This is a genomic window from Rhodohalobacter halophilus, from assembly GCF_001715195.1.
In the GTDB taxonomy this organism is placed as follows: Bacteria; Bacteroidota; Rhodothermia; order Balneolales; family Balneolaceae; genus Rhodohalobacter; species Rhodohalobacter halophilus.
The window spans coordinates 1-14,631 of record NZ_MDWE01000050.1 but is presented as its reverse complement, the minus strand read 5'-3'; the positions used below and the strand labels follow the sequence as shown (position 1 = coordinate 14,631).

Annotated in this window: 13 protein-coding genes; all 13 read left to right on the top strand. The window is 34.5% G+C overall.

What is annotated here, in order from left to right:
* Positions 1-993: 993 nt before the first annotated feature.
* Positions 994-1,665 carry a nucleotide sugar dehydrogenase gene (locus tag BG260_RS12400; RefSeq protein WP_245683968.1) on the top strand — a complete coding sequence of 224 codons (672 nt, stop codon included), beginning with the start codon at positions 994-996 and terminating at the stop codon, positions 1,663-1,665.
* A 10-nt stretch (positions 1,666-1,675) separates the two neighbouring features.
* A complete protein-coding gene (gene rfbF / locus BG260_RS12395) occupies positions 1,676-2,443 on the top strand; it encodes a glucose-1-phosphate cytidylyltransferase (protein WP_069133170.1) in 768 nt (255 codons plus the stop codon).
* Complete coding sequence (gene rfbG, locus BG260_RS12390; protein WP_069133168.1) at positions 2,437-3,507, top strand: CDP-glucose 4,6-dehydratase; 1,071 nt, start codon at positions 2,437-2,439, stop codon at positions 3,505-3,507. The genes rfbF and rfbG overlap by 7 nt, the downstream gene beginning before the upstream one ends.
* 1 nt (position 3,508) lies before the next feature.
* A complete protein-coding gene (gene rfbH, locus BG260_RS12385) occupies positions 3,509-4,825 on the top strand; it encodes a lipopolysaccharide biosynthesis protein RfbH (RefSeq protein ID WP_069133166.1) in 1,317 nt (438 codons plus the stop codon).
* A 12-nt stretch (positions 4,826-4,837) separates the two neighbouring features.
* Complete coding sequence (locus BG260_RS12380; protein ID WP_069133164.1) at positions 4,838-5,377, top strand: dTDP-4-dehydrorhamnose 3,5-epimerase family protein; 540 nt, start codon at positions 4,838-4,840, stop codon at positions 5,375-5,377.
* Positions 5,377-6,261: an NAD-dependent epimerase/dehydratase family protein gene (locus BG260_RS12375; protein ID WP_069133162.1), complete on the top strand. Its 885-nt coding sequence runs from the start codon at positions 5,377-5,379 to the stop codon at positions 6,259-6,261. The genes BG260_RS12380 and BG260_RS12375 overlap by 1 nt, the downstream gene beginning before the upstream one ends.
* Positions 6,258-7,685: a lipopolysaccharide biosynthesis protein gene (locus tag BG260_RS12370; RefSeq protein ID WP_069133160.1), complete on the top strand. Its 1,428-nt coding sequence runs from the start codon at positions 6,258-6,260 to the stop codon at positions 7,683-7,685. Before BG260_RS12375 ends, BG260_RS12370 begins: the two co-directional genes overlap by 4 nt.
* Positions 7,682-8,815, top strand: a complete 1,134-nt coding sequence (locus BG260_RS12365; RefSeq protein WP_069133157.1) for a glycosyltransferase family protein — start codon at positions 7,682-7,684, stop codon at positions 8,813-8,815. The genes BG260_RS12370 and BG260_RS12365 overlap by 4 nt, the downstream gene beginning before the upstream one ends.
* 16 nt (positions 8,816-8,831) lie before the next feature.
* Positions 8,832-9,974, top strand: a complete 1,143-nt coding sequence (locus tag BG260_RS12360) for a glycosyltransferase family 4 protein (protein WP_069133155.1) — start codon at positions 8,832-8,834, stop codon at positions 9,972-9,974.
* Positions 9,971-11,260, top strand: coding sequence for a hypothetical protein (locus BG260_RS12355; RefSeq protein ID WP_069133153.1), 1,290 nt, complete (start codon positions 9,971-9,973; stop codon positions 11,258-11,260). Before BG260_RS12360 ends, BG260_RS12355 begins: the two co-directional genes overlap by 4 nt.
* Positions 11,217-12,341 carry a glycosyltransferase family 4 protein gene (locus BG260_RS12350; RefSeq protein WP_069133151.1) on the top strand — a complete coding sequence of 375 codons (1,125 nt, stop codon included), beginning with the start codon at positions 11,217-11,219 and terminating at the stop codon, positions 12,339-12,341. The genes BG260_RS12355 and BG260_RS12350 overlap by 44 nt, the downstream gene beginning before the upstream one ends.
* A 118-nt stretch (positions 12,342-12,459) precedes the next feature.
* Positions 12,460-13,764 (top strand): phenylacetate--CoA ligase family protein, encoded by a 1,305-nt coding sequence (locus tag BG260_RS12345; protein ID WP_069133149.1) that lies wholly within the window; start codon positions 12,460-12,462, stop codon positions 13,762-13,764.
* The gene (locus BG260_RS12340; protein WP_069133147.1) at positions 13,765-14,580 is read left to right on the top strand and encodes a PHP domain-containing protein; all 816 of its coding nucleotides are present in this window, start codon (positions 13,765-13,767) and stop codon (positions 14,578-14,580) included.
* The last annotated feature ends 51 nt before the right edge of the window (positions 14,581-14,631 follow it).

Sequence of the window (14,631 nt, the reverse complement as noted above, 5' to 3'; positions counted from 1 at the left end):
CTTTCCGTTGATTTCTCAAGGCCGGAGGGGGGCAGTGAACAGTTATACAGTGGCAGCAGTGATCAGTTTGTTGGAGCCCCAGACCCGACAGGTTTTGGAAACCTGTCGGGTCTTCGTTGTTTTCATCCGTCTGACCGCTTGGAGCGGGCTGACGGGATCTAGGTGTTTCCACTCGTCTGACGAACCGCTTCGCGGAATTCGGCTGACGAGGGGTTTGCGTAGATTGAAGCAGAAGTCCAACCCCGTAGGGGTGGCCTGTTTATAGCCTGTGGTTTTAACCAGAGGGATAAATATTGGAGCAAACCATCCCCCGCCGAACAGAGGGAGTGGTTTGGAGTGCAGGATTGCATTGAGGCGGTTATTTCTCGATCTTTTCTTAAACGTCGTTCCGGATTGTGGGGTGGAGGGTGTCTTATTGTTGGGTGAGGGAATTGCTCATTATTGTCTGGAGGCTGGTTTTTTATTCGATTCCTATTCCATTGTGCCGTGACACGAAAGGCCGGGCCGGCTTCTGTTCGTCTCAGGCGACTTATTTTATAAAGATGTGTATATGTCCAAACTGAATAATGCCGGATGGATAATAGACTGTTTGATCTTAAATTGACCTCAGATACAATAAAAACGGCCACAATGCAGCCGATTCATTGACCGAATCTGTTTTGCTGCCATACCGAGCGGCTCATAAATATTTTTAGATTTCATGTGCAGGGTATAGGCTATGATTGAAGGTTGTATTGATTATGAAAAGGGGTATGGTGTTTGGCCCGAGAACTCAGAACCCGACGACGAACCTCATCCGGGAACGAATTAATTGTAAAAATGTATGAGATTGATATTAAGAAACCTTAACTTTCGTGGCTGAATGATTGGATGATTATAGATCATTGCGACGGGAATAGGACAATAACCTGCAGAGGAGCTTTACCACGTATTAATGAACAGAGATCGATTGATTTGTAAGAAAGCATTTGAATGGTTTACAGAATAATAGTCTTGGAAAACATTTTCCGTTCGGTGAATATTGCCCTGGTGAATGAGCTGAAGGTGGTGTATGAAGCCATGGGTATTGACGTACACGAAGTGCTGGATGCCGCAGATACCAAGCCCTTTGGTTTTATGAAATTTACGCCCGGGCCCGGACTGGGCGGGCACTGTATTCCCATTGACCCGTTCTACCTCACCTGGAAAGCCCGCGAGTTTGAAAAGCATACCCGCTTCATTGAACTAGCCGGAGAGGTAAATACGAATATGCCGGCCTACGTGGTGGACCGTACCATGCACGCCCTCAATACCCATAAAAAAGCCATGAACGGCAGTAAGATCCTGGTGATCGGCCTCGCCTACAAACCGGATGTAGACGACATGCGTGAATCCCCAACCTTTAAGATCTTTGATCTTCTGAAGAAAATGGGTGCCGAGATCTCTTATTATGATCCTTTTATTCCTGAAGTGTTGCCCACCCGCGAACATGGGCAATATACCGGAATGAAAACCGTGGAATGGAACAAAGATACCATCTCAGGTTTTGACGCGGTGTTGATCTCTACCAATCACTCGACCATTGATTATGCAGAACTGGCTGGTTGGAGTGATTGTATTATTGACACGAGGAATGCGATGAGTGGAATTGAACCGGATAATAAAAATCATATCTTTAAAGCATAAAAAAATAATTATGAAGTGTGTACTACTCGCGGGTGGATTTGGAACCCGTCTCAGTGAAGAAACAACTACAAAGCCCAAACCCATGGTTGAAATTGGTGGTAGGCCAATTTTATGGCATATTATGAAAATGTATTCACAGCATGGGGTCAACGAGTTTATTATTTGTGCTGGTTATAAGGGATATGTAATTAAAGAATATTTTGCGAATTACTTTCTCCACATGTCAAATATTACCTTTGATATGAGCACAAATGAAATGCAGGTGCATGAAAATAAAGCGGAGCCCTGGAAAGTTACCATAGTGGACACTGGAGACGGAACTATGACTGGTGGTCGTTTACTGAGGGTTAAGGAATATATTGGAGATGAGACTTTTTGCTTTACATATGGTGACGGAGTTAGTAATGTAGATATCACAAAGCTTATTGAATTTCATAAAAAGAAAGATAAGTGGGCTACAGTTACAGCTGTACAGCCTCCTGGTCGATTTGGTGCGATAAAAATGGACGATACTACGATCACTTCTTTTGAAGAAAAGCCACAGGGTGACGGTGGATATATTAATGGTGGCTTTTTCGTTTTGGAGCCAGATGTATTTGACTTGATAGATGGCGATTCGATGATATGGGAAAGAGAACCGATGGAACGACTAGCTGAAAAGCGTCAAATTGAAGCTTATAAACATGATGGGTTTTGGCGTCCTATGGACACACTTCGTGATAAGAATCATTTGGAAGATCTTTGGGAATCCAACAAAGCCCCTTGGAAGACATGGTAACTAATCTGGATTTTTGGGAAGGGAAGAAAGTATTTTTGACTGGCCATACCGGCTTTAAAGGGAGTTGGATGACTATTTGGCTTAAGGAAATGGGAGCTCAAGTTATTGGCTATTCGGTTGATATTCCCACCAATCCAAGTCTCTTTGAAGAAGCTGATTTAGTAGACAAAGTACATCATATAAAGGGAGATGTAACAGATTTCGAGTTTCTGTTAAACTCAATTAAAGAAGCTGATCCTGATGTATTAATCCATATGGCAGCACAGCCGTTGGTTCGACTTTCTTATGAAATACCAAGAGAAACGTATGAAACTAATGTAATGGGAACGGTAAATGTACTTGAAGCGGTCCGACATATTGCTTCCATAAAGAGCACCGTGATTGTTACTACGGATAAATGTTATGAAAACAGGGAATGGGAATACGGTTATCGTGAAATTGATCCCATGGGAGGCTACGATCCCTATTCGAATAGCAAAGGTGCCGCTGAATTAGTGGTATCTGCTTATAATAATTCCTTTTTTAAAGGAACAGATCAAGTGGTATGTTCAGCACGTGCCGGTAATGTAATTGGCGGTGGTGATTGGGCTTTGGATCGTTTGGTTCCAGATGTGATCCAATCTATTAAAAGTGGCGATAAAGTTAAGATCAGAAATCCAAAGGCGATTCGCCCGTGGCAGCATGTGTTAGAGCCACTATCTGGATATTTACTACTTGCTGAAAAAGCCTATGTTAAAGAAGAGGTTAGAGGAGGATGGAATTTCGGGCCTTCGGATGAAGATGCACAAAATGTACAGTGGGTCGCTGAAAAAATAGGGGAGGTATGGGGCGAAAAAGATGTTTGGATAAAAGATGGGGACGAACATCCTCATGAAGCTAACTATCTCAAGCTTGATATTTCTAAAGCACGCATGAATTTAAAATGGACTCCCAAATGGAGTGCCAGTAAAGCAGTAGAAACTACTACAAAATGGTATAAAGATTTTTATACCGGTACTTTAAAAACACCTGATGATGTTTATCAACGGTGTGTAACTGATTTGAATGAATATTTAAGTAAATAAGATGACTGAAGAAAAAATTAGACAAAAGTTTAGAAATTTAATTCCTGAGTATTTTGAGACGAAATGGCCGGACAAAGAATTCGTGCCGGGTGAATCATCTGTGCCGGTTTCTGGCAAAGTATTTGACGAAGAGGATTTGGAATACTTACTTGAAGCAAGTCTGGATTTTTGGTTGACAGAAGGCCGGTTCACGGATGAATTTGAAAAAAAATTCAAGAAATGGTTTGGGCTTAGAGTCTGTGCATTGGTGAATTCTGGATCGAGCGCTAATTTGGTAGCACTTTCTGCTCTTACAAGTCCACAATTGGGAGATCGTCAGCTAAAACCCGGGGATGAAGTCATTACAACTGCAGAAGGTTTTCCCACAACGGTAAATCCAATCATTCAGAATGGTTTGAAGCCTGTGGTGTTGGATGCTCATATTCCGACCTATAACATTGATACCACCTTGCTGGAAGAAGCTGTGTCAGAGAAAACCAAAGCCATAATGATTGCTCACACGCTTGGAAACCCTTTCAATTTGACTGAGGTTATGCGAGTAGCTGAGAAGTATAATCTCTGGGTAATTGAAGATTGTTGTGATGCTGTTGGTGCAGAGTACAATGGCCAAAAAGTAGGTACATTCGGGGATATTGCTACGGTCAGCTTTTATCCTGCTCATCATATTACAATGGGTGAGGGCGGGGCTGTATTAAGTAAACATGCCAAGCTGAAACGAATTATTGAATCCTTTCGGGATTGGGGTCGTGATTGCTGGTGCCCACCGGGAGAAGAAAATACTTGTGGAAAACGCTTTGAATGGCAGTTGGGAGAACTTCCTTATGGGTATGACCATAAATATATCTATAGTCACGTAGGCTACAACCTGAAGCTCACCGATATGCAGGCTGCTGTTGGTGTTTCTCAGCTTAAAAAGCTGGATAAATTCATTGAGATCAGAAGAAAGAATTATGCATATCTGCGCTCCAAAATGGAAGCTTTTGAAGAGTATTTAATCTTACCTGAGGCGACTCCAAACTCTAAACCAAGTTGGTTTGGATTTCCTATTACCGTTAAGGAAGATGCTCCATTTACTAGAAATGAATTAGTAGGAAAATTTGAAAGCAACAAAATTGCTACACGTCTTCTATTTGGAGGAAATTTACTTCGCCAACCTGCCTACAAAGATGTAGAGTTTAGGGTAGTTGGTGAAACAACGAGTGCTGACCGTGTAATGAATCAGACCTTGTGGGTTGGAGTATATCCTGGCCTTGGAGAGCCTCAATTTGATTACATGGCTGAGAAAGTGCAAGAACTGATTGAATCCAAGATTAATTAAAGTTCAAATAAGATGGATTTTGAAGTAACCAGTATTCCTGATTGTTATTTAATCAATTCTTTTCATCAACAAGATGAGAGGGGAGGGTTTGTTAAAACATTTCACTCCCAAGAATTTGATCAGAAGGCATTTAGTTTTGACATTAAGGAAATCTATTATACATGGTCAAAGAAAAATGTTTTCAGAGGATTCCATTTTCAAATGCCTCCTCATGCTCACTCCAAAATTGTTTTTTGTAATTTTGGAGGAGTGATTGATTATGTAGTTGATTTGAGAAAAGACTCAGAAGTTTATGGGAAGGTTTTTTCTTTCGAGTTAAATGAGGAGAATAGGCAAGGCATTTTAATACCTAAAGGATGTGCCCATGGTTTTTATGTTCCTTATGAAAAATCTATGCTTACCTATTTAGTAGAGACAGAGTACGCTTCAGAGTATGATTCAGGAATTTTGTGGTCAACCTTTGATCATAGTTTTAATTTCGAAAAGCCTTTGACTTCTAAGAGGGACGCTGAATTTGATAGTTTTAAGAATTTTAAATCTCCTTTTGAATAATGAAAATCTTACTTACCGGAGCTACCGGTTTTATCGGTAGGCACTTATTTAAGGCACTTAAGGACGAAAATCATGAAGTGGTTATTTTAGCAAGATCTTCTTCGGAAACATCGTTTACCAGTGAAGATAAAATTCTGATTTCAGATCAGGATTTTGAAACGTTGAGAGTAGAATTTTCAAGCATTGGTTTTGATGGAGTTATACATCTAGCTTCACTCTACGTTAACCAACACAAGCCTGATGATATAAAGGACCTTATTCAATCGAACATTTTTTTGGGTACCCAAATACTTGAGATGGCGAAAGAAAATAACGTTTCATGGTTTGTCAATACCGGAACTCTTTTTCAGCACTTTAATAATGAGAAATACAATCCGGTAAATCTTTATGCGGCTACCAAACAGGCATTCGAAGATGTTGCAAAATATTATTATGAAACGAGCGGTCTTAATTTTGTGACGCTCAAACTTAATGATACGTATGGCCCGGCTGATACAAGAAAAAAAATATTCAACTTGTGGATGGAATGTGCAAACTCAGGAAGGGAATTGCACATGTCACCTGGCGAACAAAAAATGGAACTCATATATATTGATGATGTAGTAAATGGTTACATGACACTAGTCAAACTCTTAGAAAATGATACTAATAGAAGTTATTGTGGAAAAAGCTTTTCGCTGCCAAGCAAGGAAAGAATGTCTTTAAAGAAATTGGCTTTTATCTTTGAAGAGGTTACCGGCAAATCTTTAGATATTAAGTGGGGAAAATTAAACTATAGACCAAGAGAGGTTATGGAGCCTGCCAATATTATTGAAGCTTTACCAGGGTGGAAGCAAAAAGTACTTTTTAAAGAAGGTTTAGGAAGATTAATAGGTGATACTTGAGTCTCAGGAGGAGTTTCATTTCGGGTGTTTTCTGGGAAGGAATAAAAAAATATTCCAGTTATGGGCTTACTTTAATAGTAACAGCTGTTCTCGCAAGACTTCTGACACCTGAAGATTTTGGGATTATTGCGATGGTACTAGTCTATAATGGTTTTGTCCAAGTTTTTACTGAGTCAGGCATAAATTCTGCAGTAGTTCAAAAGAGAGAGCTAAATCGTAAAGATCTATCTACTGTATTCTGGTTCTCTTTTATTGTAGGTGCTGGTTTAGCTCTTTTAACCATTCTCATAGCACCATATATAGAAACTTTTTTTGAAGCAAAAGGGCTTGGTCTTGTACTGATGATTATGAGTGCGGATCTTTTTTTTGTAGCTATTAAAGCTGTGCCTTTCGGTTTATTAAGACGTGAATTAAAATTTAACGTGTTAGCCCTAATAGAGATAGGGGCACTATTAATTTCAAGTGGCATAGCCATTTACATGGCCTATGATGGCTGGGGATATTGGGCGTTAGTGGGAAAGATATTAATTGCCAATATACTGGCTGTTATTCCAATGTATTTTTACAGTAGCTTTTTGCCAAAAATTCAATTTTCAATTCCCATTCTAAAGAAAGTACTTTCATTTTCGTTGTATGTAACAGGGTTTAGAAGCATTAACTACTGGGCACGAAACGCAGATAATTTATTGATTGGTAAATTCCTTGGTTCAGACGCTTTAGGATTTTACAGTCAAGCATATAAGCTCTTAATGCTTCCAATTAGCATGTTGACTGGAATATTAAACCCGGTTATGCACCCTATCTTTAGTGGAATTAAAGATGACAAAAAACGAACAGGAGATAATTATTTAAAAATACTTCAATTGATAGCTACAATATCTTTTCCATTAGGAGTATTTTTATTTTTTAGTGCATATGAAATTATAGCAATATTATGGGGGGAACAGTGGATGAATTCAGTTCCCGTATTTAAAATATTAGCAATTCTAACGTTATTTCAGCCATTAATATCTACAACAGGCGGGATGCTAATGGCTACAGACAGCGAAAAACTGTTATTCAAATTAGGGATAGCAAATACCATAGTAATGGTGGGAGGAATGGTTCTAGGATTACCATATGGTATTGAAGGAGTAGCCATAGGATATACAATCAGTTATATACTATTTGTAATGCCGATTACTTTTCACTTCTTATTTAAACAACTTGAAATTACCTGGATGGATTTAATGAAGCGGCTTATCCATTCTTTAGGCCTTTTAATAGGATTGTTTATTATTTATATGGTTGTGGAAAGTTTGAATTTCAATTTGAGTATTTATTTATCTATGGTAATAAAAAGTATGGTATTTAGCAGTATTGTAGGTATTTATTTATATAAAAAGTTTAATCTTGAATTCAGGCAATTGTTAAAGAAATCATGAAAGAAAAAAGGGTGTACTTAATTGGTGGTGCCAAAGGTAGTTACAGAACACAAAACTTAGTCAAGTTTCTTTTAGACCATAATTACCAAGTGTTTTATAATGATTTCAATCCAAGTTTGTTTAGAGGATGTTCTGGCATTAAAAGAGTTTTCAGGCTGGTGGTTAAATTATTGGATGAGCTAGTTCAAATACCAACAAAGATTTATAATTTATTTTTAGCAGATTATGTAGTACTAACTGCTATGTCACAGATGAAACAGTTTGAATTAATAACTGCAAAATTATTAGGTAAATATATTATAACGGATTTTTATATATCCTTATATGATACACTAGTTCATGATCGAAATCAATTTGGTAAAAATTCATGGTATGCAAAAAAATTTTTAAAAAAAGATCAAAACTCAATAAAGTTGGCAAACTTGCTTTTATTTTTAAATAAAACAGAAGCAAAATATTATTTAGATATTCTAAATTTAGAAGAAAAGAATTATAAAATAGTTCCTCTTTGTGTAGAGAATAAAAAAAAATGCAAACTTAGGTATTACAGAAATGAAAATAATGATAATGTTTTTAACATTTGTTGGTGGGGAAATTACATTCCACTCCACGGACTAGATAAAATTATTGAAGCTGCATCCATACTTAATGAACAGTATGAACTTAAATTTCACTTATATTTATTTGGGACGGATGAAATTCAGTCAAAACCTTATAATAAAAAGATCAAAGAACTTAAGTTAGTTAATCTAGCTACTATATATAACGATAAAACATTTAATAATGGAAAACTAGAACCATTTTTAGTTAATAACTGTAGCCTAGTATTAGGTAATTTTGGAAATAGTGATAAAGCTAGAAACGTATTGGTAAATAAGCTAATAGATGGTGTGGCAATGAAAGCCCCAGTCTTAACAGGAGAATCGAAAGCACCTAAAGAATTTTTTCCAAGAGATTCTATATATTATTCAAATAACACTGCAGAAAGCATTGCCCTAAACATTTTCAAAATATCACAAATTAAGAGAGATCAGATTATGAAAATAGTAGAATATAACTATGAAATATATAATCAATACTTTTCTATTGAAGCCTTTGAAGAAAACATTAAAAATATTTTCAAAAACTAGCCCATAGGTTCAAATAGTGAAAAATATTCTAATTATAAATAGTCTCTACTATCCCAATATAAAAGGGGGGGCTGAATATTCGGTAAAAAATTTAGCAGAGACATTAACCAAAGAAAATGATGTTTCAGTACTTTGTCTTGGTGAAAATAATGAAGTGGTAGAGGAAGAAATAAATGGTGTTTATGTTAAGAGAATACCGATAGCCAATTTTTATAATCCTTTTTTTGATAAAAAAAAATTAAAACCTTTTTGGCACCTTATTGATTCGGCAAATCCATTTTATTCGGATCACATCAAAACTATTATTGAGGAAAAGAAAATATCTCACGTATTAACTAATAATTTAGTCGGGTTTTCCCCTGCAATTTTTAAAACCATAGAAAAACTTGGTAAGCCTGTTATTCACATTTTAAGGGACTATAATTTACTGTGCCCAACCAGTTTTTATAATAATGGAACGTGTGATGCACTCTGTTCAAAATGTAAACCTTTTTATTTGATTAAAAAAAAATTCACTAATTCAGTAAGCAAAATTATAGGAATTAGTAAATTTATATTGCAAAAACATATTGAATTAGGCATGTTTCCAAATGCTGAACAGTTTGTAGTACCTAACATAGTAAATATAGATGAATTCACATATGTAAGACGTTGTAATGAAAAGTATAAATTTGATTTTGGTTACATAGGTCGACTTACTGAAAACAAAGGTATTTTTGATGTGCTTAATATATTCAAAGATAAAATGAATTATAATATTGGTGTTGCTGGATCATTAAGTGAAGAATTAAATAAGCAATTTAGTGATCATACTAATATAAGATTCTTGGGTTACAGGGATAACGTGGATTTCTTCAAGGACATTAAATTTACCATTGTCCCATCAAAATGGCATGAACCTTTCGGTAGGGTAGTTATAGAATCATTTGCCTCAGGCAAACCTGTGATTGCGAGAAGGGTAGGTGGGTTGAAAGAATTAATCGAAAATGGTAAGAATGGTTTTTTATTCGATACAAATTCAGAATTAATAGAGTTAATAGAATGTTGCGGAAAATTATCAAACAGTGAATATCGGAAACTTTCAGAAAATGCAAGACAGGAATCCAAGAAATATGCTACTGAAATTATTAAAGAAAGATATTTAGATTTAATCGGGTGAAAGTAAACTCTTATATATTATTGATAATTTTGTTTTTGGCGTCTTCATTTGATGCATTTTCTTTATTTGGGATTCCATTAGAATGGATTTTTACTTCCATAGTTATTTTTCTAGGTGCATTCTTAATTAAACCAAAATTATTTAAAAAGTTTAATTACCTAAAAATTTGGGCGGTATTCATATATATATGTTCAATATTAAGTTGTCTTTTTGTTTTTACTTATGGTGGAGATCTGAAATCTTTATATCCTTCAAACACAACTACAGGATATTGGGTTTATATTATTTTAAGATACTTAACCCTTGTTTTACCGATAGTTGCAATACTTCTTTTCATCAATTTAAGCCAACTTCAGTATAATAGATTAAACAGGGTAATAATAATTTGGGGTGGGGTCATTGCCTTGTATTCAATCTATTCATACTTGGCAGTGATATATGATTTGCCAATACTTTCAAAATCAAGAATGAGTACAAGTGGTGGAGAACAAAAAGATTTTTATGCAAACTACATAATAAATAGAGCTACTGGAACATTTCGAGAACCTGCATTTTTGGGTGCCTGGCTTTTATTACCTTTTTTTGTTTCACTCAAAGTCAAGTCAATTATTTCATTTACTTCACGTTCTTTGATAATATTAGCAGTATTGTTAACAGGAAGTTTAACAGCTTATATTACTCTATTTTTGTCTCTGATAGTGTACTTTGTATTAAAAGCAATTAAAGAAAGTAGTACGGTGGTGAAATTTATTTCCAAAATGGCCGGAGCAGCTGCATCAGTATTAATTATTTTAAGCTTTGTATTATACATATTTATAAATATAGCAGAAGTAAATTTAGAATATTACACTGATTTTATTTGGAATAGGGTTAAGCCAATCGTTTATGGTATGGAGATTGCCGAAACAAATAGAGCAGACCCCTATAAATACATTATTGAGAATGGTATTCCCTGGATTGGTAATGGGCCAGGTAATGCTAATCTATTGTTAACACAGTTTAAGGGTTCTTCTACAATAAGTAGTTTTCTTAATATATACATTAACTATTTATTCGCTGTAGGAATCTTATTTAGTCCGATACTCATTGCTATTTTTATTTACCCTTTGTGGTTGTGTGTAGAAAAGTTTAGCAAAATAACACCTCAAGTTATTTCATTATATGTTAGTATGCTGATTGTAGGAAGTGCTCTTAATCAGGAATTTTCGATTGCGTTAATTTATAGCATTTGTTTTATAATTTATGAGTCAAAAAAAGGTACTTTTCAATCTAATTTATCCTACTAAAGATATTGGTGGTGGGTGGAACTATATTGAAAATTTTATTTCTGCAATATTCTCTAATAAAAAATCTATTAACTATGAATTTTATGCTTTGTGTAATGATGAAAGTATAGATTTAGTGCATAAATTTTTACCAAGTAAAAATGTCGAAGTCTGCATTACTGTAAAAGATTCAAAAAACTATTTAAGAAGAATCTATCATGAAAATATTTATACTAGAAGATATTCAGCTAAAAAAGGGATAGATATTCAGCATTGGTTTGGAAATGTTGCCGGCCCACTTGTTAAAACGAAAAATTTAATCACACTGCATGATCTGTTATTTTGGGATGATTTAGAAAATATTCCCAGAAGATTCTATCAAAAAAACATGATTCGATTGAATGTATTAGGTGATAACAATCTTTTCTTACCTATATCATTTAAAACTAAACATGATTTAAAACGAAAAACAGGTACTGCCAAAATTGGCCAAGTTATTCCCAACCCTTTACCCGATGAATATGGGGACGTAAATTCTATAAACAAAGAGGATTTTTTAATTAAATATAATTTACAAGAACCTTATATCTTATATGTTTCACATACATATATGCACAAGAATCATATAAACTTATTGAAAGCTTTTAAAGAGATAAAATCTGAATTTAAAAATTTAAAATTAGTTTTTCGGGCTGACCCAAAAGCTAATCATGAAAATGTAGTTAATACGGTTTCAGAATTAGATCTTGAAAATAAAATAATATGGATGCCACGTCTTTCAGCAAAAGAAATGCAACTGTTATATAAAGGAGCAAAAGCTATGATTTTTCCTTCAAAATATGAAGGAGGAGGAATTCCATTGATGGAAGCATTTGCATGCAGATGTCCGGTGGCATGTTCTTCTTTAGAAGTTTTTAAAGAGTATTATGGAGATATACCTATTTATTTTGATGAGAAAAATGTTGAAGACATGGTTTCTTCTATCATAATGTTAATTTCAGATACCAATTTAAGGGAACAAGTGAAAGAAAGAGGATACAATTATATGCAAAGTTTTCGATACAGTTCAATTTCTGAAAAAATAATTGGAATGTATACGTGATATTTATAAATGTTAATGCTATGCCATTTGACTTTATATATCACAAACGGATTCACTTTTGAAGTGTTTAAAGAAAAAATAATATCCTTCAAAACATTTTTTTATTAAAAATTGCACTATGAACATTATCAAAGACTTATTTCTAACCTATAAAGGTATTAAGTATTACCGTGATACTTTAAGTAAGACCCAATATTATGATTTTGATAAAACTAGAGACTTACAGTATGAAAAAATTAAGACTCTACTTATAAAGTCATTCAATGAAATAAAATTTTACAGAGATTTATTTCAATCAATTGGATTCGATCCTAATTCAGATTTTAATTCTCTTGAAGATCTCGATAAGGTTCCAATATTGACAAAGAAAGTGGCAAGAGAGAATCAATCAAATTTAATAAACCCAAATTATGCTGATACATCACTTGAATTCAGAACAAGTGGAACAACCGGGGATAAATTTGTTTCATATGTAAGTGAGAATCAATGGATTGTTGAGCAAGGAATAGTTTGGCGTCATTGGAAATGGGCAGGATATAATTTCCGTGATAAAATGGCTATCATAAGATCATATGTGCCTGAAGGCGAAGATGAAGGTTTGTGGAAATATGAAAGAATGCGGAATTTTATGTTTTTCTCTGCTTACCATTTAAATGCTAAAAATTCTAAAGTTTATTTAAATAAGATTAAAGATTGGAAACCTAAATTCTTAAGAGGTTATCCATCTTCGTTGTATATTTTAGCTAAGATGGCTGAGAAACATCAAATTAAATTAGCCGGACTAAAAGGAATATTAACAGCTTCTGAAACTCTTCTTCCCCACTATCGAGAAAAAATTGAATCTGTTTTTGGAACTAAAGTGTTTGATTGGTATGGGCAAGCAGAAGCAACGATCGTTTTCACTGAATGTGAAGCTCATGAAGGCATGCATATAAACTCAGAATATGGATATTGTGAGTTAATAGAAGACTCAAGTCTGGATAAAGGCGAATATAAAATTGTCGCAACTAATTTGAATAATTATGCAATGCCGCTAATAAGATATGATACTGGAGATATCGCAGTTGTTGAAGACCAAAATAAATGTTCATGTGGAAGAACTTTACCTTTGATTAAATCAATTAAAGGTAGATCGGATGATTTCCTATTTGGTGATGATGGCCGAGAAATACCTAGTGTGAATCTTTATACTATGATGTACAAATTTGATGAGATCGTTTCATTTCAATTCGTTCAAGAAAAAGAACAAGAAGTGATACTTAAGATTGAAGGAACCAATATTACAAATGAGGTATTAGATACACTTAGAAATAAGATGCTTAAAAGATTTGGTAGAGATATGAAGATAAATATTGATACATCCGGCGACTTTATCCTTTCAGGGGAGGGAAAGAAAAACCCAATTATAAATCGATTGAATTAGATGATTAATATAGATTTTCATCTTCATACCAATAAATCTTTTGACGGGTACAATAGCTATAACCAAATATTAAAACAGTGTATATTAAAAAATATCCATGCTGTAGCATTTACCGATCATGATGTTATAAAAATACCTCAAAAAGCTTATCGGCTTTTTGAAAAACATAATATAAATATTATCCCAGGATGTGAGTTTACTACAGATAAAGGGGCCCATATCATCGGTCTTTTTATTGAATATAATAAACTAAATCTTTCGCTTGATGAAGTTGTAGACTTAGTGGAGAAACAAAATGGGTTACTTTATATCCCACACCCATTTAAAAAGGTGTCAGGAGTGTTTGATGTTTATCCGCGTAATAGTGATTCTATTCAAAAATTATTGCTTAAATCTTCATTTATCGAATTGTACAATGGTGGATGGGATTCAGGAAAATATGGTAGTGAAATAAAAAAAATTTCAAAGAAGTATGACTTAAGATTAGTTGCCGGGAGTGATGCACACAAACCTTGGCAAATAGGATATTATCTTAATGCTTATAATCAAGAAGACAACAAAGATATAAGGGCTTTAATACTTCAGGAATCCCCAAAGCTGCTAAAAATTAAGACAGGTAAAACTGTTGTGAAAAGATCCGATGAAAAAAAATACTTTGTTGGTTTAAGAAATAGCACACTTATTAAAGGGGTGAAAAAAATGGTGCCTTTCAAATTAAGACAGTCATTTAAAAAGATCTTTACTTACCCTAAAATTTATTTTAAGAGCCTAAATAAAACACATTCAAAAGTTAAATATACGCAGCTAAATGATTGATCCTGTAAAGTTTATTGAGGATTTAAAAGCCTATAATGTAACCTCACAGGA